This window comes from Nonomuraea salmonea (assembly GCF_042428605.1).
Classification (GTDB): domain Bacteria; phylum Actinomycetota; class Actinomycetes; order Streptosporangiales; family Streptosporangiaceae; genus Nonomuraea; species Nonomuraea salmonea.
The window spans coordinates 1-19,276 of the sequence record NZ_JBHMCF010000013.1; the positions used below are offsets into that span (position 1 = coordinate 1).

Below are 19,276 nucleotides of genomic sequence, written 5' to 3' on the forward strand. Positions count from 1 at the left end.
CCTGCCATCTCATGCAGCGCAAGCGATCAAAGGGACATCAACTCGCGAACCGCCCTCTGAGACCGGTTGGGTCGGAGGTGCCGACGGGATTGTTGCCCGCGTAGGAGTAGGGGTTGGTCCATTGCGGTTTGGATACGTCGAGGAGAGGGTCCGTGGAGACGAACTTGCCGATGGCGGGGTCGTAGTAGCGGGCGGATAAATAATCCAGACCTGTAGAAGCGTCTTCGTCTTGCCAAGGAAACCCCGGTCGGTGAACGGCAAATCGTCGCCCCCACGGCGCTGGCCGAAAGGCAAGTAGCGTTCGCGGGAGACCTGACCGGTGGCGTCATCGATGGCCAGTTGACTGGAGCCGTGCAAACCTGAGGCCAGCCACTTCAGCGTAGTACTGGTACGCATGGCGACGACAGCGCCGTCGGGGCCGGTGTAATAGCGCGTCGACCTGGTCGCTGCACCACTCGCCTGGACCTCCATTGAACCGAGGTAGAGGGTGGCGGTGCCGTCAGGGTCGCGACGGATGAGCCGTTCGCCATCGGCGTCGTAGACCATCGAGGTTTCTTGGCCGTTGACGACGGCCTTATCCATCTGCCCCAGAGCATTCCAGGTGAAGGTGGCCTGCTTGTTGTCAACGGTGCGGGCGGTCAGTTGGCCGGCATTGTCGTAACCGTAGGTGTCGGTCCGGCCGGGCCTGGCGATAGAGCTGACAGCGTTGGGCCGAACAGCGGACGGGCCCGCGGCCGGGTATCCGTACGTTGCAGTGGTGCCGCCGTCAGTGACGCTGGTGAGGTTGCCGACAGGGTCGTAGGCGAAGGACTGGTCATAGGGGTCGCCACCATTGCCGTCGGCTCCCGCGGCGCACGCTGAGCCGGTGGTGGTGTAGGCGGTACTCAGCCGGGACAGGCCGTCATAGGCGAAGCACTCCGACTGACCGGGACTACTGCCCGGGATGGCGGAGGCGGCGTCCAAGATACGGGTGATGTCGCCGTTGGTGTGGTAGGTGAGTTGATCGTCCTGCGCGAGCTGCGACCCGGACGTGGTGGTGAGCCGGTTGAGCCAGCCAGTCCCCTCATCCCACGTAAAGGTGCGTTTCACCTGAGCGCCGGCGCCATAAGTGCGTTCGTTGAGGCGTCCGGTGGCCGAGTAGGTGGTTTCGTTGATGTAGGTGGTACCGCCGTCGTAGTTCGAGGTAAGGCTCTTGGCCAGGCCGAGGTCTGTATAGGAGAAGGTGAGCGTTTCCGAGTTCAGGTCGCCCTTGCCCGGCACAGTTTGCTCGACCATGTTGCCGGCGACGTCGTACTTGGTGGAGAAGACGTACTCACCGGCCAAGCCGCCTTCGACTTGGGGGATGGTGACTTTGGTGGCAGTAGGCCGGTAGGAGTTGTCGTAGGTGGTGATGGCATCGGTATAGGCGTTGGCGCCGACGTAGCGGGTGGCGGAGGTCTGGTAGCCCTTGGCGACGCTGTCGTAGGTCCATTCAGCGAGCTTGGTGCCGGTCTGCGGTTCGCCGGACCATTGGGTGAGGCTCCGTCCGAGGTCGTCGTAAACGTTGGAGACCTTGGTGCCGTTGCCGTTGACGCCCCAAAGTTGTCTCCCTGCGGCGTCGTAGCCATAGGTGGAGTTTCGGCGTCGGGATCGGTTGCGGCAGTACGGCGGCCGAGCCAGTCGTAGGTGAAGGTGCGGACGTTGCCGTTCGCGTCGGTGATCTTGGTGAGGTTGCCGGCGGCGTTGTAGGTGTAGGTGGTGTCGTGGTGGGTGGTGGCGTCCTTCCACTCCTCGGTCTTAACCGTGCGATCAAAGACGTCGGACACTGTGACGGTCTTGCCGCCGACGGGCGGCGTGACTTCGATACGGTCAAGGCCCGGGTAGGCGGTGGTGGTTTGCCGGTACTCGTTTGCCCCGCGATAGTCGACGACCGCGGTTGGGCGTTCCATACCGTCGTAGACGGTCTTCGTCCACGAGGGCAGCGCGGCTGCAGGAGACCCATCCCAAAGAGCCCGGTGAACGTCGGGCGCCCCAACATATCCCCGCATTTGTAGACACGCTGGACTCCTAGTTGCTGGAGCTCTCCTAAAGCGAGTGCCGCAGGTTTGAAGCCTGCCGGGGCCACTCACCCAGATCGCCACAGTTTGGCCCTGACCTGCGGTTTCAAAGCCGCAGGTTTTTTGCTTTCCGGACCTCGGTAGGCGAGCCAAGAGTGCCTGCATGCGGCCGTGCGGCGGCCAGCATCATGGGATGTCTATCAGGCATTCTCCCAGGCCAGCCCCTAATGTCGGGTCATCCGCGCGGCCCACAACCCGCTACGACCGCCTCGGTGCGCGGGCGACGCCCACAGCCGTCGATTGTGCCGGATACGTACGTACGACCAGGAGCGTCCCTCGGCCATCGCCATTGAGGGCGGCGGCATCCTCCTTGGCTGCGCGCTGGCCGCGGACCGTCTCCGACCGGGTGGCACCATTCCGGCTCCTTGCCTCCTGGAGGGCCGGGGCTCAGCTGGCCGGGCGATGTCGCTGGCAGGGTGGGCTCGTGCACCGCTCCCCTGGAGGACGTCTGAAGGGGCGGGCAACCGTTGGTGGGCTTCAGCAGGTCATAACGGGAGCCGGGACGACGGGAAGGGCGCGGTTGATGCGAGATAAGTCGGATTTCGTGGCGTATGTCGAGGCGCGATCGCCACGACTGTTACGAACCGCCTACCTGCTCTGCCGTGATTGGGCGCAGGCGGAGGACCTGCTTCAGACCGCGCTGGTACGCGTGTGGCGGGCCTGGGGCCGCGTGGGTGAGCATCCGGACGCCTATGTTGCCCGGGTCCTGGTCAACACGCACCTGTCCTGGCGGCGCCGGTTCTGGCGGCGCGAGTTGCCCACGGAAGCACCGCCTGAGATGGTCCTGGCGGACGACATGACCGGCGTGACCGACGAGCGGGCGGTGCTCTGGGCGGCGCTGGGACGCCTGCCGCCGCGCCAGCGGGCGGTGCTGGTGCTGCGCTTCTTCGAGGATCTGCCCGAGTCCGCCGTGGCCGAGATCCTCGGCTGCTCCGTCGGCACCGTCAAGAGCCAGAGCAGCAAGGCACTGGCCAAGCTGCGTATCGACCCCGAGATCGCGCCGCCGGCGGTGGCGTCCCGTGTGGAAGGAGAGCGGGGATGACGCCTGCCCTGCGTAAGCTGCGTGATCTGTTCGACGACATGAGCGCCGACGCGCCGGACAACCACGGGCGCATCGCCCAGCTTGAGCGGCGTATCCGCAGCGACGCCCGCCGCCGGGCAGCCGGCGCGGCCCTGGCGGGGGTGACCGTGCTCATCGCCGCCGGGGTCTTCGTCCCCGCGTTCTTGTCCCCCGGACGGGCCGTGCCGCCGCCCGAGACCGCGGCGGCCGTGCAGCCGGCGGCCGAGTTGCCGCCGCGTTTCACCTCGGGCGACGGCTCCGCCTATCGCCGGCTCGCCTCGGCCATGCTCAAGGCGGAGTCGAAGGGGGAGACGAAGGTGTCGGTCACGGTTCCGGTCTCGGGCAGGCCGCTGGAGGTGGCCGCGCTGTGCCCGCGGGACGGCTCGATCAAGGTGGCGAGACCGAGGGTCGTCGTGAACGGCGAACCCACTGCCGGCTGGTTCCAGCAGTGCATGACCCGGCCGGGGATGGGGATGGCCCTGGACTCGGTGAGCGTGCCCAAGGGCGTGAAGCAGGTGACCATCACCTTCGACGTCACCGGTTCGGGCTGTGTTCGCGAGAAGGGCGGGCCGTGCCCCACCCGTACGTTCTCGCAGCATGCCGACTGGCCCTTGGCGGTCTACGAGTACACGCCGCCGGCCCGGCCCGTCGAGCCGGATCCGGTCGAGGCGTTCCCCTCTCAACTGGGGACCCTGGAGCTGGCCGGTCGGGCCTCTGGGGTGTGGCCGCGCGAGACGTCCTTCGAGCTGACGGTCACGAGCCCGGGCGGCTACTTCCGGATCGAGCAGCTGTGTACGGGCGATCTGGCGGATCGGCTTTCCCTCTCGTATCGGATCGGCGACGAAGCATCCCAAGGGGACGAAGCATCTCAAGGGGAATGGGCCTGTAGTCGTCACCGGGACCTGGACGAGACGAATGGGACGTTGTGGAGCGAGAAGATCCCCGAAGGCACGAAGATCACCATCTCGGGGAAGGTGAGGGTGCGGGGTGGGCATCCCAAGCGCCAGGTGGGCTGGTCGGTGGGGGTGTACTCGAGCAAGATAGTCAGGCTCGCACGCTGAGCTTCCACAGCCGGCCATGAGCCGTACGCGGTGGTCCCGGTCACCGGCTTGACCGCCGCGGCAGCGGAAGCCACCGGCCGGCGCATGGCGCGCGACCCCGGTCCAGAACCGGCATGGCCGGCGCGGTCCGTGGCGTCCATGGGCAGCGCCAACAGAGGGGATGTCGATGAATCTCTCCGGGGAAAGCTGGGAGCTGCTGCGCGCCTACGGCATGGACGACAGTCTCGTCAGCGCGTGGTGCAAGGGGCTGAGCGTGGAGGAGGCGGCGACGCGGCTACGGGCCGACCTGGGTTCGGCCACGCCATGCACGTGGGAGCGTATCGAGGACGGCCTTGATCCGGCTTCGCCGCGGGAGGGCGTCGTGTGGATCGGTGCGCAGGCGCCGGGCTGGGTGCTGATCATCGCCTTCGAGGGGGACCACCTGGCGCTTCCCGAGCCGCAGCGGGCGCTGACTGCGAACGGCGGCGAGCTGATCTACCTCGGCTGGCCCCTGTATGAGATGGAAGGCCCGCAGGATCTTGAGTACGTGGTCGATGGCCGGCCGCGGACGAGCGTCTGCCTCGTCGCCCCCGACGTGCGGGCCGGCCGCGAACCCGACGCACTCAACGCCCACATGGAGGGGCTCGCGCTGGGAGCCGGCAACGACTCCGACACCATCTCGGACGCCGCGTTCGCGCTCATCGGCAGAATGACCGGCCGGCCGTTGAGCGCGGACTGGCTGCGGGCTGAGCACACGCGATACGTCCTCCCAATGGGCGCGTGGAACGGGTGAGCCGGGTCAGTAACTGATCACGATCAGGTCGTAGCCGTGGGCGGCGACGTCGCGGTAGTAACGCGCGAGCCACCGTAGGTTGTTCATGGCGCGCGCGAATGTCTCGTCCTCGTCGTCGTCCGAACGCGTCTTGTAGACGCCAGGTGCCATCTCTCTGATCGAGAATTCGCGGCGGATGGACGTCTCGTCCAGTGCCTCGATCGTGTCGGCGGCCTCGATGAGGAACGCTCGGGCGGAGCAGCGCCACAGCATGCCCTGTCCCGAGACCGCGTGGTCGGCGAAGTGCCGGTCGCCGTGGATGATCCGGTACGGCAGCGAGCGCTCCCGCTCCTCGTAGTCGTCCCACTGGCGGTACGCCGCCGGGTCGAGCGCGTACTCGGCTTGCTCATAATCACGTGCACCCGAGCACCAGGGGCCATCGAGCGTGTCGAGGGCGCTTGGACGGTCCGCCAGCATCGCCTGGTTGGTCTCGGACAACGGCTCACCGATGCCGTCGGAGCCGGAGCCGGCGTCGGAGTCGGAGTCGGAGTCGGAGTGGAAGGGCGGCTGCCACGAAGCGGTCTCCCACACCTCCGCATCGCGACGCATCGCCCGGACCGGCTCCGAGTTCAGCCGGACAGGAACGCTCCGCAGGTCCATGCCCATCGTCGTACCTCGATACCGCGTTTACGCGCTTCAGGGTGCTCAAGCGTCCCGCATGAGAAGGTTCTTCGCGGACTGCACGAAGTTGGACACCAGCGGGTTGCGGTCGCCGTTCCGGGTGACGACGACCACCTGGCAGGGCTCGATGCCCTCGACAGGGACGGTGGTGAGGTCGTCTCGCAGGGCAGGGCGTGGGTCGTCGGCGGGTACGAGGGCGATGGCCCTGCCGTCGGCGACGGTTTCGAGCTTGTCCTCGAACGTGTCGACGATCATGTGGCCGAGCGGGGCCGGGTCGCCGTTCGGACGGGGGTCGAGCCGCCAGAACCCGGTCCACAGCGCGGCCATGCCGGCGCAGGCCACGAGGGGTTCGTCGGCGAAGTCCGCGGCGGTGACCGACTCCTTGCCGGCCAGCGGGTGGGTGGCGGGCAGGAGGAGCGCACGGGGTTCGTCGTACAGGACGGTCACGCGCAGGCCGTCGGTCGGGATGGGCAGCGGCGTCCGGGCGACGAGCGCGTCGACCCGGCGCTCGGGCAGGGCGGTGGTCTCGTCCCAGTCCAGGTGGCGGGTGCGGACGTGGGCGCCGGGATGGCGGCGGCGCAGGTCTCGTACGGCGGGCGAGATGACGAGATCCTCGACGTAGCCGATCGTGATCGTACGCTGCGGGGCGGCGGAGCGGGCGGTGAGCGCCGCCTGCTGGGCAGCGTGCACAAGCGCCTGCGCCCTCGGCAGGAAGGCCGCGCCCGCCACGGTGAGGCGGCTGCCCTGGGGAGTGCGCTCCAGCAGCCGTACGCCGAGCACGTCCTCCAGCCGCTGGATCTGCCGGCTCAGCGACGGCTGGGCCAGGTGCAGTGCCTCGGCCGCGCGGGCGAAGTTGAGGTGCTCGGCCACGACCGTGAAGTAGCGCACCAGCCGCAGGTCGAGATCGATGGCGGGCTGCGATTCCACTCCTGTTTCGGACACTTCATCACCGTATCCGTTATGCGGATCCTGCATGACGAGGTGCGGAACAGGTCTTGGACGCCCAGGTGAGGGCGGCGGTTGACTGAGGAACGTCCCGCTCGGGACGAGAACCGGTAACCCGAATACCTGTGAAAGGGCCGTCTGATATGGGCAAGTACGAGGGCAAGAATGTTGTGATCACCGGCGGCGGCAGCGGGTTCGGCCTGGCCACCGCGCGGCTGCTGGTGGCCGAGGGCGCGCGCGTCCTGATCACCGGGCGTACCCAGGCCACCTTGGACGCCGCCCGTGCAGAGCTCGGCGACCGCGCGATCGCCGTCCGCAGCGACGCGGCCTCGCTTTCCGACATCGACGCGCTGGCCGAACGGGTGAAGGCCGAGTTCGGCACGGTCGACGCCGTGTTCGCCAATGCCGGCGTCAACGGTTTCGCCCCCTTTGAGGCGACCGGCGAAGAGCTGTTCGACGAGTTGATGGCCATCAACGCCAAGGGGCCGTACTTCACGGTGCAGAAGCTCGCCCCGCTGATGGCCGAGGGCGGCGGCGTCGTGCTCACCACCTCGGTCGCCAACGTGCTCGGCCTGCCCATGCTCAGCGCGTACGCCGCCACCAAGGCCGCCCTGCGCTCCATGACCCGCAGCCTGGCCCGCGAACTCCTGCCCAGCCGCATCCGCGTCAACGCGGTCAGCCCCGGCCCGATCGACAGCGGCATCCTGGAGAAGTCGATGCCCAAGGAGGTGGCCGACCAGACCAAGGCGCAGATGGCCGCCGACAACCCCATGCTCCGCATGGGCACCCCGCCCGAAGTCGCCAAGGCGGTCGTCTTCCTCGCCTTCGAAGCCACCTTCACCACCGGCGCCGAACTCCCCGTGGACGGCGGCGGCTCCCAACTCTGAACCCGGCCAGGGCCCGGCGTGGCTTCGTCGTGCTGCCGCGCAAGGTGGGCAGGCGCGCGCCCAAGGTGGGCAGGCGCGCGCAAGGTCGGCAGGCGCGCGCAAGGCACTGAACAGCGCCTGGGTGGTGACGGCCGCATGCCGTCCTCACAGCCCGATCGCTCCGTCGATCCGTTCACGGAGCAGGTCGGCATGGCCGTTGTGCCGGGCGTACTCCTCGATCATGTGGATGAGCACCCAGCGCAGCGACACCCGTCCGCGCCACGCGTCGTGGCCCTCCAGGTTCAGGTCGGGTGCGGCGGCCGTGAACGCGTCGGCGAACGCCACCTCGCCGCGCCATGCCTCCCATGCCTCCGCGACGACCCGCCGATCGGGCACCGCGCCGTCGAAGTCCTCATCGGGCCGCGTGGCCGAAGAGAAGAGATGCGGTGCGTCCTGACCGGCCAGGACGCACCGGAACCAGCGACGTTCCACGTCGGCCAGGTGGCGGACCAGCCCCAGCAGCGAGAGGGTGGAGGGCTTGACCGACCGGCGGGACAGTTCGGTGTCCAGGCCGGAGCATTTCATCTCCAGGGTCGAACGTTGCGCTCGCAGGAAGTCCGTGAGCATGCGCCGCTCGTCGCCCGTGGCAGGGGGGTCGAACCGGCGGTCATCGGCCGTGGGGAACAGCTCGGCTCGCCTCCGCCGACCGTCCGCGTCGGGGGCAGGCGGGCCCTGATCGTGCCGCTTCGCGTCCTGCGCATGGTGCGGAAGGTGTCCGGTCACTGCCGTGACATGGTCGCGTGGACCGGACACCGCGACGGCGACCTGGCCGATCTGCTCGCCCGGGGTCGCCGCCGGCGCGGCGAGATGGTCGTCGCGGTCGAGGGCCTGCTGGTCGAGACCGACGGTGATCTCGTCTGCGGGGCGCGCCGTGGCGTACAGCTCGCGCAGGTGCTCTGGTGCGGCGCGCAGGACGGACACCGGGCGCGGGTCCGGGCCGGGGACCAGGTCACCTGGGACGTCCATGGCGTCAGGCGTCGGAGGAGCGCCGGCAGCCGCCGTCCCATGGTGACCCCGAGCACGGCCGCCGGGCACGTCGCCGAAGGCGGCGGCTCGCGCGTGCTCCTGGCATCGCGCCTCGTGGTCGCCGGTCCAGCCGTACCACTCGCCCATCCGCTGGAACTCGCGGGCGATCGTGGTGTCGGAGGTGGTGCGGGCGTCGGTGGAGATGGTGACGGCCAGCCCCTCGGCCAGCAAGCGGTCTGCGGGATGGGCGGCGGGACGGTCTGCGGGGTGGGCGGCGGGATGGGCGGCGGGATGGGCGGCGGCCTCGCGTACCGCCCCGGTCTGCAGGTTGCTGGTCGGGCACATCTCCAGAGCGACGCCGTCCCGCCTGAGCCGGTCGAGCAGGGCGGGATCGTCCGCCGACCGCACCCCGTGCCCGATGCGCGCGGCGCCGAGCACGTCGAGCGCCTCCCACACGCTCTCCGGCCCGGCCGCCTCGCCCGCGTGCACGGTGACGGGGAGCCCGGCGGCGTGCGCGGCGGCGAAGGCCGGCAGGTGCGGCGCGCCGGGACGGCTCTCGTCGCCGGCCAGGTCCACGCCGGCGACCGATCCTCGGTGGCGCAGCGCGGCGGCCACGACCTGCTCACTGATCTCCGGCGGCTGCTGGCGCAGGCAGCACAGGAGGAGCGCACAGCGGACGCCGGTCTGCTCCGATCCGGCCGCCAGGCCGTCGGCCACCGCCTCGACCGCCTCGTCGAGGGTCATCCCCCGCTCGCCGTGCAGCTGCGGCGCGAACCTGGCCTCGCCGTACACGACTCCGTCGGCGTGCCAGTCGTGCACCAGCTCCAGCGCCGCCCGGCGCAGCGCCTCGGGGGTCTGCAGCACCCGCAGGACCGGATCGAGGTAGGTGAGGTAGGTCATCAGGTCGCCGCACTCGCGCGGGGCCACCACCAGCGACTCGACCGGCCCGCCCAGCGTGATGCCCTGCTGCGCGGCCAGCTCGGCGACCGTGGCGGGACGTACCGAACCGTCTAGATGGCAGTGCAGTTCGTAACGGCCGATCATGCGCGTGCCTCCTCCGGCGCCAGCAGGCCGAACAACAGGTCCTTGAAGCTCTTCTCGTGCACGCGGCGGACGAGGGTGACGTTGGGCGGCGGGCCGGTCAGCCGCCGGTCGACCATGGTCTGGCCCCGGGCCTCGTCCCCGAGCGCGATCCGCACGTGGGCCGTCTCCCGCTCGGCCACCAGGCCGGGGCGCAGCGCCACCGCCATGGCCACCGGGTCGGGCAGGTCGTAACCGGAGAGCCCGGTCACCCGGGCGGCCCACTCGGTCACCTTGCGGTTGATGCGGTGAGTGAAGCCGGCCAGCGGGGAGTCCAGGGCGCTCAGCCGTTCCTGGTCGGCCGGCGTCATCACCGCGTCGCGCCGTGAGACGTCCCAGCCGATCCAGGTGACCCGACCGGGATCGGCCGCCGCGAGGACGACGTGCGCGGCCTCGGGGTCCGCCCAGACGTTGAACTCCGCCGTCGCGCTGATGTTGCCGACCGCGTCGGGCGCGCCGGCCATGCAGTACACCTGCTGGTAGCGGCCCAGCAGGTCGCGGTCGCGCAGCAGCGCGGCGGCCAGATTGGTCAGCGGCCCCAGGGTGACCAGCGTGTACTCGCCCGGCCGCGCGTGGGCCCGGTCGAGCAGCACGTCGACGGCGTGCCCTGCATGGGGATGGCGGGCGGGCCCCGGCAGGCCGAGATCGCCCATCCCGTCGTCGCCGTGCACCGGCTGCGCGGTGGACAGCGGCCGCACCATCGGGCGGTCGCAGCCCTCGAACACCGGCACGCCGTCCATCCCGGCGACTTCCAGGGTGAGCAGCGCGTTGCGGGTGGCCTGCCGCAGCGGGACGTTGCCCGCGACGGTGGTGACCGCCTCCAGCTCGGCGCTCCTGTCGCGCGCGGCGAGCAGCAGCGCCACGGCGTCGTCGGACGCGGTGTCGGTGTCCACGATCAGTTTCATCACGGCTCCGTGAAGGAGGAGGGGGAAAGCAGCTTGTCTAAACGTTTAGATTCAGTGTCGGGTGCAACGATGGTGGCCGCGTACGTGAGCTGTCAAGAAGGGAGCGGGTATGGCGGTGACGATGGCCGACGTGGCCCGCCGCGCCGGAACCTCGATCGCGGTGGTGAGCTACGTCGTGAACGGCGGGCCGCGGCCGGTCGCGGCGCGCACGCGGGAACGTGTCCTCGCCGCCGCGGCAGAGCTCGGGTACCGCCACAACCGGGTGGCCGCCGCGCTGCGCTCCGGCTCCTCCGGCCTGGTCGGGGTCGTGCTTCCCGACACGGTCAACCCCTACTTCGCGGCCCTCGGCCAGCGGCTGGAGGAGGCGCTCTCCGCCTCCGGCAAGCTGATGGTCGTGGCGAACTCGGGCTATGACGGGCAGCGCCAGGCCGCCGTGATCGACGCCCTGCTGGGCGCGCAGGTCGACGGCCTGATCGTCGTCTCGGCCCCGGGCGCCGACGACCCGGCCGGCCTCGCGGCCGAGAGCGGCGTCCCGCTCGTGCACGTCCACCATCGGCCGCCCGGCTCGGACACGACGCTCGTGGCCGCCGACAACGCCGCCGGGGTCGCCGCGGCGGTCGCCCACCTGCGCGGGCACGGGCACGGGCACGACCGGGTCGACTTCCTGGCCGGCCCCACCGACGAGGGTCCCGTGGGCGACCGCGTCGCGGCCTGGCGAGCGACCGGCGTGCCGGGCGAGCTGCTGCGTTCCGAGTACGGCCGAGCCGCCGCCGCCCGCCTCGTGGCCGGGCTGAAGGCCGCGCCTCGGGCGCTGGTCGCGGCGACCGACGAACAGGCCGTCGGCGTGCTCGCCGGCTGCGGCGCGGCGGGCATCGAGGTGCCTGGCAGGCTCGCCCTGATCAGCTGCGACGGCAGCTCGGAGACCGGCTTCACCGTGCCGCCGCTCACCACGGTGGAACAGCCGCTCGCCGAGATGGCCCGCCGGGCCGTACGCCACCTGCTCGGCGAGCCCGTGCCTGGCACCCCTCCGACGGCCACGCTCGCGATCCGGCGAAGCTGCGGCTGTTCCCACCCGGGCTTCTCCGGGGTCGGGGCGACGGATTGAACGCCCCGCGGGCTGCCGGCATCCTGGGTGCTCCCCGGCCATGGCGCACCCTGGCGCACCTCACCCTCCCAGGTGAGCAAGGCGATCAGAAACGGCTGAGACATCCCAGCTCGCATGGAAGGCCGCGCCGCCTGACACCTCCTGACCGCCGTCTCAGGAGGCCTTCCACGTGACAGGCTCGGCGCCCTCGGCGGTGGAGGAGAAGGTGACGGTGACGGGCTTGTCGCCCTTGTCGACGAGGTACACGCCGCACTGCTGCACGCTCTTGCCCGGCTGCACCATGCCGTACGGCTGAGAGGACGGGCAGCCCTTGGGGCCGTTGCTGCCGATCGCGATGAGGGTGAGCTTGCGCAGGGTCTGTCCGCTTTCGGTACGCAGGATGACCGCGTCGTCCATGCCCGGGTACAGCTTGGACGTGCCGTTGTTGCGGTACGAGAACGTGACGAAGTACACCGTGGCGGCCTTCTGCCTGGCGTTCAGCTCGTAGTCGGAGAGCGCGCCCGCGCCGGCCTTGCGCACGCTCCTCAGCGCGACGGTCAGCGGCACGTCCTTGTCGTCGGTGTCCTTCCACGTCACCTTGGCCGGCTTGCCCGCGGCCAGCACGCCGCCGCCGACGTCGCCGCCCTCCACCTTCCACGTCCTGGTGACGGACTCGGCGCTGTAGGAGACGGTGGCGGGCTTGGCGTCCTCGGGCAGCAGCACGACCCGGCACTCGGTCGCCGCCTGGCCGGCCGTCAACGTTTTGGGAGCCGTCGTGCCGATGCACGTCTCCAGCGGGCCGGTGCCGGGCGTGGCCAGCGGGTTGCCGCCGAAGAACGAGACGGCCTTGCCGGCGGTGCCGTCGGCGAGCGCCACGCGGAAGTTCCTGACGGCCGTGGAGGGCTCGACCGCGTCGGTACCGGCGTTGGTGACCGACACGGTGAGGTAGTGCGGCACCATGCCGCGCATGTCGTCGTCGAGCCGCACGCCGTCGAGGTCGCTCGCCGAGCCGCGCGTGAGCTGGGTAGGGTTGAGCGTCAGCTGGTGCACCTTGTCGTCGCGGTCGGTGTAGTTCACCCGCCGCGGTGCGGTGTCGAGCGTCAGCGGCGTACCGGGGGACGCGGGCGTCTCCGCGGCCTGCGTCTTCTCCGCCGTCTTCGGCTGCTCAACGCTCTCGCCGGTGTCGGCGCCTCCGCAGCCGGCCAGGAGCAGCGCGAGAACGCCTGCCCCGGCGGTGGTGCTGATCCGTCGGCTGACGCGCTGCACTACAAACCCCCGTCGTTCCAGACTCGTGTTGTGAAGGACCACCTTAGAGGTGACCCGCACCAGTCCTCCGGTCGATGCGGATACCGCCTATGGGGCATGCTGGGCGTTCGCCGGTGCCGGACCGATTACGGCCGTGACTACGCTGGAGCGGTGTCCCCCGACGCAGCGCTGCGCCGTTCGCCGGGACTGCCTCGATGCCCCGGGAGATGGTGATGGACGCGACCGGTGATGTCGTCTTCGCTCTGTCCGACGGTGTTCTGCTGCTCGATGTGGCCGGGCCTGTGCAGGTGTTCGACAGCGCGGGTGGGTATCGGGTGCGGCTGGCCTCGGTGGATGGGCGAGCCGTTCGCACCGATGTGGGTGTCTCGCTGGGCGTCGATCTCGCGCTGTCCGAGGTGGGCGGTGACGTGGACACCTTGGTGGTGCCGGGATATCCGCGGGATGAGTTCGCCGGAGTCGTGCCGGAGTTGGTGGACGGCGTGCGACGGCTGGCGGCCGGCGCGCGGCGGGTGGTCTCGGTGTGTACGGGGGCGTTCGTCCTGGCGCGGGCGGGGTTGCTCGACGGGCGGCGGGCCACGACGCACTGGCAGGCCTGTGCGGCGTTGGCGGAGTTGTATCCCGGGGTGCGAGTGGAGCCTGATGCCATCTACGTGCGGGATGGTCCGGTCGTCACCTCAGCGGGGGTGACCGCCGGGATTGACGTCGCTCTCGCGCTCGTCGGGGAGGATCGGGGTGAGGATCGGGCCCGTGCGGTTGCGAAGTACCTGGTCGTGTTCCTGCAGCGTCCTGGTGGACAGTCGCAGTTCCGTGCCCGCCACGCCGTGAGCGGTCCGCGCTCTGCGACGCTGCGCCGGGCGCTGGACCTCGTGGCCGCTGACCCGTCCGGCGATCATCGCCTCGCCACGATGGCCGGCGCGCTCGCCGTGAGCGAGCGCCACCTGAGCCGTCTGTTCCGTCGGGAGCTGGCGATGACGTGCGGTCAGTTCGTCGAACGCCTCCGGGTCGAAGCGGCGCAGACTCTCCTGGAGTCCGGCGAAGAGCCGGTGCCGGCCGTCGCCCGTGCCTGCGGTTTCGGCTCGGCCGAGACGATGCGGCGGGCGTTCCTGCGGGTGCTCGGCGTCTCGCCGTCGGCCTACCGGCATCGCTTCCGGCTCGCCGACCAGAGAACCGCGCCATGGCGACCGGTCAGTTGACGTACGTGAGGATGATGAGGCCGAGGCCCAGCGGCACGTCGAGGAAGATGCAGGCTTCGGCCAGCGACGGCGCCACGACCAGCTTGCGGCGGAGGTGGATCGCGTCCCAGATCGCGTGGCTCGCGAGTGCGAGGCCGGCCACGATCACGCCCGTCTGAGGTGCGATGAACACCGCGATCACGGCGGCACCGCCGAATCCGGCCACCGCGAGGGCCTGGGCGAGGAGCGCGGGCCGTGACACGCGCAGGGCAAGGCCGACGACCACCAGGACGACGGCCGTGCCGCCGAGGCCGGCCCACCAAGGTGTTCCGATCAGCTCGCTGACGACGACGACCAGGCTGCCACCGAGGACGGCCGGCCACACGGTCCAGGGTCTGCCCAGCGCCGCCGCGGCGAGGTAGCACACGGCGGCGACGGCCAGGGTGATGGCCAGGGACTCCTCGTTGCTGCCGGTCACCAGGGAGAGGACGGCGACGGCCAGCCCCAGTGCGGTGGGCCAGCGATGCAGGACGAAGCGCCGGCGGTCGGCCGCCGGCGAAGGGGCACTCATGACGGGGAGAGTACGAGAGCGCGATGCGACCGTGAACAGAATGACCGGAGACGTGGAATTGATGGCCGTCAGCGTGGAATCCGACCACTGGTCGTGCCGCATATGGGGGTGAACGACTCCCCTGGCTGACCGGTCGCAGAACTTTGTCGGTCGATGCCGCCATACTCGCCGCTGTCGATCACGATGAGGCTGGGTGGTGGGAGCGGTATGGGCGTGGAGCGCAGGCTGACGTTCGTGGGTGGGGGTTCGGCGAAGTTCTGGGAGGTGCGGCAGGACGGGGCGGAGCTGCACATCCGGTACGGGCGGCTCGGCGCGGCCGGGCAGACCCAGGTCAAGTCGTTCGACACGGACGCCACCGCCGCAGCGGCCGCGGAGAAGCTGGTGGCGGAGAAGGTACGTAAGGGCTACACGGAGGACGAAACGCCGCAGGCGGCCGGCGGCGGCGTCGCGGATGAGGACCGGCTGACGTGGCCGGTCGCCTGGTTACGCGCTCTCCACCCCCGCCGCGGCGGAACGAAGGTCGCCGTGCCGGGGCCGGATGCGAGCGCACCCCAGAAACTGGCCGCCGAGCTGGGCGAGCATCGGAAGGCGCTCGCCGGCATGGTGGCGACGTGCCAGGACCCCGAGCTCGCGGCTGCGGGCGCGGCGTACCTGGCGGGAGATCCGGGCGGCACGCCGCTCGGTGCGGCGGTGGTCGCGACGGCGATGGCCGCGACCCTCTCGTGGCACGAGCGCGAGGAGCTGTCCCTGTTCGCCGACGCCTGGCTGGCCGGACGCGGCCTGGCGTTCGCGGCGGTGGCCGTGACAGAGCTGGCCTCACTGGAATACGCCTACCGCGGGGCCACCCTGCAGATCCGGCAGGTGCCCAGCGGCGCGGCCCCCGACAGGTGGTACGGCGGGCACGCCACGGGGCGGATCGACGCCCGGGTCCGCGCCGTCCTGGCCACCGTGCCCGACACCGCGTACGCCGAGGTCGTCGCGGCGCTGGCGGTGAGCAGGGAGAGCGGGCTCCACCACCGCGTGGCCGCCTCCTACCTGGCGCCCACCGAGACCGGCTGGGTGACGGCCGACTGCACCGAGGTGCGCCAGAACCTCCCTGCCCTCGCCCCGCGCCTGCTCCCCGCCATCAGCACGCCGGAGCAGGCCGAGCTGATCAAAGACCTCGTGCCGCCCTACTCCGTCGGGGACGACCTCGCCATACCCGTCACGATCGTCGACGGCATGGGCGAGGCGGCCGTGCCACTGCTGGCCTTCTGGACGGACGATTACCGCGGCACGGACGCCAGGAAGCGGCTGCTGGACGTGCTCGCGGAGGTGCCGTACGACACGGCGATGCGGGCGCTCCTCGGCCAGGTCGAACAGACGTACGTGCAGCCGGCCTTCCTGCGCGCGGCCGCCCGCTTCCCGCGCCGCGCGATGCGGCTGCTGCCCGAGTACGACGGCAAGATCGTGGACCTGTTGCTGCGCACCCACGTGGCGACCCACCCCGACCTGGCGGACGAGCGCCTCAAGAAGCTCGTGGACATCACCGCCGCTCCGCGGGAGGCCCTGCCCGAGGTGCTGGTCAGCCCGCCCTGGACCCGGGAGCGCAAGGCCCACAAGACGGTCGTGGTCAACGGCCTCACGTGCACCGACGCACCGGCTCTCGTGTGGGCGCCGGGCGAGCAGGACAGCTGGCGGGAGAGGACGACCAACACCTCATGGGACCGGCACCGGAGCTGGAAGGACATAGCACGCAATATCGCCAAGGGCGCGGACGGCTACTGGGCCGACGAGATCGCTCTGTTCGTCGCGGGGCCGGAGGACATGGCCGCCCCGCTGATCGAGCAGTGGCGTCCCGGCGACCTGTGGGGCGCGGGCGACTGGATGCCGACGGTGGTGGCCAGGTTCGGGACGGCGGCGCTGCCCATGGTGCTCGACAGCGCCCGCCGCGCGCCCAGCTCGCTCGCCGCGTCGCTGCTGCCGTTCGCCGCGCCTGAGGTCGCCGTGCTGATGGCCGGTTGGCTGAACCGGCTGAAGTCCGTACGCATGACCGCCCTGGCCTGGCTGCACCGCCACCCGGCGGCGGCCGCCAGAGCGTTGATCCCGCCGGCTCTCGGCAAGCCGGGCACGGCCAGGCAGCGGGCCGAGCAGGCACTGGTGACGCTGGTCGCGACCGGTCACCGGGACGCCGTGGCCGAGGCCGCCACAGGCCATGGGCCGGCCGCCGAAGCCGCGATCGCCGGCCTGCTCGTGAGCGACCCGCTCGACGTGCTGCCGGCCACGATGCCGGGGCTGCCCGAGTGGACGGAGGTCGCGATCATGACCCCGATCCACCTGCGTAACGGCGCGGGCGCGCTGCCCGCCGAGGCGGTCCGCCACCTGATGACGATGCTGGCGATCTCCAAGCTCGGCGAGCCGTACGCCGGGCTCGCCGTGGTCAAGGAGACCTGCGAGGGCCGCAGCCTCGCCGAGTTCACCTGGGGGCTGTTCCAGCGCTGGCAGGGGGCCAGATATCCGTCCACGGAGAAGTGGGTGATGGACGCGCAGGCGCTGCTCGGCGACGACGAGACCGTACGCCGGCTGACCCCGCTGATCAGGGCCTGGCCCGGCGAGAACGCGCACGCGCGCGCGGTCACCGGCCTCGATCTGCTGGCTTCCATCGGCTCCGAGGTCGCGCTGATGCATTTGCACGGGCTCGCGGAGAAGGGCAAGTTCGCCGGGCTCAAGAACCGGGCCAAGCTGAAGATCGAGGAGGTCGCCGCCGAGCTCGGCCTGACGCCGCAGGAGCTGGCCGACCGGCTGGTGCCCGACTTCGAGCTGTCCGCCGACGGCAGCCTGACCCTCGACTACGGGCGCAGGCAGTTCGTGGTGGGCTTCGACGAGCAGCTCAAGCCGTACGTCACGGACGCGGCCGGCAAGCGGCTGAAGAACCTTCCCAAGCCGGGCGTCAATGACGATCAGGAGCTCGCGCCCGCCGCCTACCGCCGCTTCGCGGGGCTGAAGAAGGACGTGCGCTCGGTGGCGGGCGACGCCATCCACCGCCTGGAGCAGGCCATGGTGGACCGGCGTCGCTGGAGCGCCGCCGACTTCGCAAGGCTGCTCGTCGGCCACCCGCTGCTGTGGCACATCGTCCGGCGGCTCGTCTGGGGCACGTACGACCCGTCGGGCCGGCTCACCGGCACCCTGCGGGTGGCCGAGGACCGCAGCTTCGCCGACGTGAACGACGACGCGCTGCCGCTCCCCCAGGACGCCCTCGTCGGCGTGGTGCACCCGCTGGAGCTGGGCGACGACCTGGCCGCGTGGGCGGAGGTGTTCGCCGACTACGAGATCCTGCAGCCGTTCCGGCAGCTGGACAGGGAGACGTACGAGCCGGACCCGAAGCTGATCGCCGAGATCGAGGCCGCGAAGGTCCCCACCGGCGCGGTGATCGGTCTGGAGCGGCGCGGCTGGCGGCGCGGCACGCCCCAGGACGCCGGCTGGCAGTATTGGATCGAGCGGGACGTACCGGGCGGCAGGATCGTCACGATCAGCTTCGATCCCGGCATCGTGATCGGCCACCCCGACTTCGCGGAAGAGCAGACCCTGATGATGCCGGGCCTCGACGACCTCGACCCGATCACCGCCTCCGAGATCCTGCGCGACCTGAAGGACATCACCCGATGAACGCCCAGCGGCCTCCCGCCGAGCTCCGCTACGCCGACGAGCTGGCCAGGCTGCGGGAGCACGACACCGACGACCGGCCGCCCGGCTGGGCGCTCAGCCTGCGGGCCGCCCGGCGGTTCGTCCTCGGGGACGAGACGCTGGGCGTCAGCCGCAAGTTCGTGGGCGATCCTTCGCTGATCGACCGGTCCCTGGTGACGCTCGCGACGAACCGCGGGCTGATGCTGGTGGGCGAGCCTGGCACGGCGAAGTCGCTGCTGTCGGAGCTGCTCGCCGCGGCCGTGAGCGGCACCTCGACGCTCACCATCCAGGGCGGCGCGGCCACCACCGAGGACCAGATCAGATACTCCTGGAACTACGCGCTGCTGGTCGCCGAGGGCCCCTCCACCCGGTCGCTGGTGCCCGCGCCGCTGCTGCGCGGCATGGCCGAGGGCAGGGTGGTGCGGTTCGAGGAGATCACCCGCTGCCCGCTGGAGGTGCAGGACTGCCTGCTGTCGCCGCTGTCCGACCGGGTGCTCGCCGTGCCGGAGCTGAGCGGTCCCGAGTCGATGGTGTACGCGCAGGAAGGCTTCACGGTCATCGCGACCGCCAACACCCGCGACCGGGGCGTCAACGAGATGAGCGCCGCCCTCAAGCGCCGCTTCAACTTCGAGACCGTCTTCCCGATCGCCGACTTCGCCACCGAGCTGGCGCTGGTGGAGGCGGAGGCGACAGCGCTGCTCAAGCGTTCGGGCGTCACCGCGCCGCCGCGCCGCGACGTGCTGGAGGTGCTGGTCACCGCCTTCCGCGAGTTGCGCCAGGGGCAGACGGCGCGCGGAGACACCACCGATCGGCTGTCGGGGGTGATGAGCACCGCGGAGGCGGTCTCGGTCGCCCATGCGGTCGGGCTGCGCGGCTGGTTCCTGCGCGGCGAGCCGGGCACCGCCGCCGACCTGGTCTCCTGCCTCGCCGGTACGGCCGCCAAGGACAGCCCGGACGATCTGGCCAAGCTCCGCAGATACCTGGAGCGCAGGCGGCACGGCGACCAGTGGCAGGCCCTGTACGAGGCCCGCCACCTCCTGCCGGGCTGA

General features: G+C 70.8%; 15 protein-coding genes. 8 read left to right on the plus strand and 7 right to left on the minus strand.

The window, feature by feature from the left end; genetic code table 11:
• Positions 1 to 9: 9 nt before the first annotated feature.
• Complete coding sequence (locus tag ACFFR3_RS50255; protein WP_446686045.1) at positions 10 to 1,767, minus strand: RHS repeat domain-containing protein; 1,758 nt, start codon at positions 1,765 to 1,767, stop codon at positions 10 to 12.
• Positions 1,768 to 2,640: 873 nt separating this feature from the next.
• On the opposite strand from ACFFR3_RS50255, the gene ACFFR3_RS17945 reads away from it, so the two are divergent.
• The 3 genes from ACFFR3_RS17945 (at position 2,641) to ACFFR3_RS17955 (ending at position 4,989) form a co-directional block, all read left to right on the plus strand.
• Positions 2,641 to 3,138 carry a SigE family RNA polymerase sigma factor gene (locus ACFFR3_RS17945; RefSeq protein ID WP_345390659.1) on the plus strand — a complete coding sequence of 166 codons (498 nt, stop codon included), beginning with the start codon at positions 2,641 to 2,643 and terminating at the stop codon, positions 3,136 to 3,138.
• The gene (locus tag ACFFR3_RS17950) at positions 3,135 to 4,217 is read left to right on the plus strand and encodes a hypothetical protein (protein ID WP_364385992.1); all 1,083 of its coding nucleotides are present in this window, start codon (positions 3,135 to 3,137) and stop codon (positions 4,215 to 4,217) included. The genes ACFFR3_RS17945 and ACFFR3_RS17950 overlap by 4 nt, the downstream gene beginning before the upstream one ends.
• Before the next feature lie 166 nt (positions 4,218 to 4,383).
• Complete coding sequence (locus ACFFR3_RS17955) at positions 4,384 to 4,989, plus strand: DUF6461 domain-containing protein (protein WP_379483466.1); 606 nt, start codon at positions 4,384 to 4,386, stop codon at positions 4,987 to 4,989.
• Between the two features lie 6 nt (positions 4,990 to 4,995).
• On the opposite strand, the gene ACFFR3_RS17960 is transcribed toward ACFFR3_RS17955, so the two are convergent.
• Both ACFFR3_RS17960 and ACFFR3_RS17965 read right to left on the minus strand, forming a co-directional pair.
• Positions 4,996 to 5,577, minus strand: coding sequence for a hypothetical protein (locus ACFFR3_RS17960; RefSeq protein ID WP_364385986.1), 582 nt, complete (start codon positions 5,575 to 5,577; stop codon positions 4,996 to 4,998).
• A gap of 96 nt (positions 5,578 to 5,673) precedes the next feature.
• Positions 5,674 to 6,591 carry a LysR family transcriptional regulator gene (locus ACFFR3_RS17965; RefSeq protein WP_345390671.1) on the minus strand — a complete coding sequence of 306 codons (918 nt, stop codon included), beginning with the start codon at positions 6,589 to 6,591 and terminating at the stop codon, positions 5,674 to 5,676.
• A gap of 146 nt (positions 6,592 to 6,737) precedes the next feature.
• On the opposite strand from ACFFR3_RS17965, the gene ACFFR3_RS17970 reads away from it, so the two are divergent.
• On the plus strand, positions 6,738 to 7,481 hold the full coding sequence (locus ACFFR3_RS17970) for an SDR family oxidoreductase (RefSeq protein ID WP_345390674.1): 744 nt from the start codon (positions 6,738 to 6,740) through the stop codon (positions 7,479 to 7,481).
• A 144-nt stretch (positions 7,482 to 7,625) separates the two neighbouring features.
• On the opposite strand, the gene add is transcribed toward ACFFR3_RS17970, so the two are convergent.
• Positions 7,626 to 9,530, minus strand: coding sequence for an adenosine deaminase (gene add, locus ACFFR3_RS17975; protein WP_379483467.1), 1,905 nt, complete (start codon positions 9,528 to 9,530; stop codon positions 7,626 to 7,628).
• The gene (locus ACFFR3_RS17980) at positions 9,527 to 10,471 is read right to left on the minus strand and encodes a nucleoside hydrolase (RefSeq protein ID WP_345390682.1); all 945 of its coding nucleotides are present in this window, start codon (positions 10,469 to 10,471) and stop codon (positions 9,527 to 9,529) included. The genes add and ACFFR3_RS17980 overlap by 4 nt, the downstream gene beginning before the upstream one ends.
• A gap of 109 nt (positions 10,472 to 10,580) precedes the next feature.
• Between ACFFR3_RS17980 and ACFFR3_RS17985 the strand changes: the two genes are divergently transcribed.
• On the plus strand, positions 10,581 to 11,576 hold the full coding sequence (locus ACFFR3_RS17985; protein ID WP_345390685.1) for a LacI family DNA-binding transcriptional regulator: 996 nt from the start codon (positions 10,581 to 10,583) through the stop codon (positions 11,574 to 11,576).
• Positions 11,577 to 11,729: 153 nt separating this feature from the next.
• On the opposite strand, the gene ACFFR3_RS17990 is transcribed toward ACFFR3_RS17985, so the two are convergent.
• The gene (locus ACFFR3_RS17990; protein WP_345390688.1) at positions 11,730 to 12,821 is read right to left on the minus strand and encodes a DUF4352 domain-containing protein; all 1,092 of its coding nucleotides are present in this window, start codon (positions 12,819 to 12,821) and stop codon (positions 11,730 to 11,732) included.
• A gap of 212 nt (positions 12,822 to 13,033) precedes the next feature.
• Between ACFFR3_RS17990 and ACFFR3_RS17995 the strand changes: the two genes are divergently transcribed.
• A complete protein-coding gene (locus tag ACFFR3_RS17995; RefSeq protein WP_364377202.1) occupies positions 13,034 to 14,014 on the plus strand; it encodes a GlxA family transcriptional regulator in 981 nt (326 codons plus the stop codon).
• Here ACFFR3_RS17995 and ACFFR3_RS18000 read toward each other — a convergent pair.
• Complete coding sequence (locus ACFFR3_RS18000) at positions 14,007 to 14,564, minus strand: hypothetical protein (protein ID WP_345390697.1); 558 nt, start codon at positions 14,562 to 14,564, stop codon at positions 14,007 to 14,009. The two genes, ACFFR3_RS17995 and ACFFR3_RS18000, sit on opposite strands and share 8 nt — an antisense overlap.
• Positions 14,565 to 14,777: 213 nt before the next feature.
• Here ACFFR3_RS18000 and ACFFR3_RS18005 point away from each other — a divergent pair, with 213 nt between their 5' ends.
• Positions 14,778 to 18,209, plus strand: a complete 3,432-nt coding sequence (locus ACFFR3_RS18005) for a DUF4132 domain-containing protein (protein ID WP_379483468.1) — start codon at positions 14,778 to 14,780, stop codon at positions 18,207 to 18,209.
• Positions 18,206 to 19,276: an ATP-binding protein gene (locus ACFFR3_RS18010; protein ID WP_345390703.1), complete on the plus strand. Its 1,071-nt coding sequence runs from the start codon at positions 18,206 to 18,208 to the stop codon at positions 19,274 to 19,276. The genes ACFFR3_RS18005 and ACFFR3_RS18010 overlap by 4 nt, the downstream gene beginning before the upstream one ends.

Excerpts from the sequence above, each read along its gene's own strand:
- ACFFR3_RS17950 (WP_364385992.1), top strand. The coding sequence starts at position 3,135 with ATGACGCCTGCCCTGCGTAAGCTGCGTGATCTGTTCGACGACATGAGC.
- ACFFR3_RS17955 (WP_379483466.1), top strand. The coding sequence starts at position 4,384 with ATGAATCTCTCCGGGGAAAGCTGGGAGCTGCTGCGCGCCTACGGCATG.
- ACFFR3_RS17960 (WP_364385986.1), bottom strand. The coding sequence starts at position 5,577 with ATGCGTCGCGATGCGGAGGTGTGGGAGACCGCTTCGTGGCAGCCGCCC.
- ACFFR3_RS17970 (WP_345390674.1), top strand. The coding sequence starts at position 6,738 with ATGGGCAAGTACGAGGGCAAGAATGTTGTGATCACCGGCGGCGGCAGC.
- add (WP_379483467.1), bottom strand. The coding sequence starts at position 9,530 with ATGATCGGCCGTTACGAACTGCACTGCCATCTAGACGGTTCGGTACGT.
- ACFFR3_RS17980 (WP_345390682.1), bottom strand. The coding sequence starts at position 10,471 with ATGAAACTGATCGTGGACACCGACACCGCGTCCGACGACGCCGTGGCG.
- ACFFR3_RS17985 (WP_345390685.1), top strand. The coding sequence starts at position 10,581 with ATGGCGGTGACGATGGCCGACGTGGCCCGCCGCGCCGGAACCTCGATC.
- ACFFR3_RS17995 (WP_364377202.1), top strand. The coding sequence starts at position 13,034 with ATGGACGCGACCGGTGATGTCGTCTTCGCTCTGTCCGACGGTGTTCTG.
- ACFFR3_RS18000 (WP_345390697.1), bottom strand. The coding sequence starts at position 14,564 with ATGAGTGCCCCTTCGCCGGCGGCCGACCGCCGGCGCTTCGTCCTGCAT.
- ACFFR3_RS18010 (WP_345390703.1), top strand. The coding sequence starts at position 18,206 with ATGAACGCCCAGCGGCCTCCCGCCGAGCTCCGCTACGCCGACGAGCTG.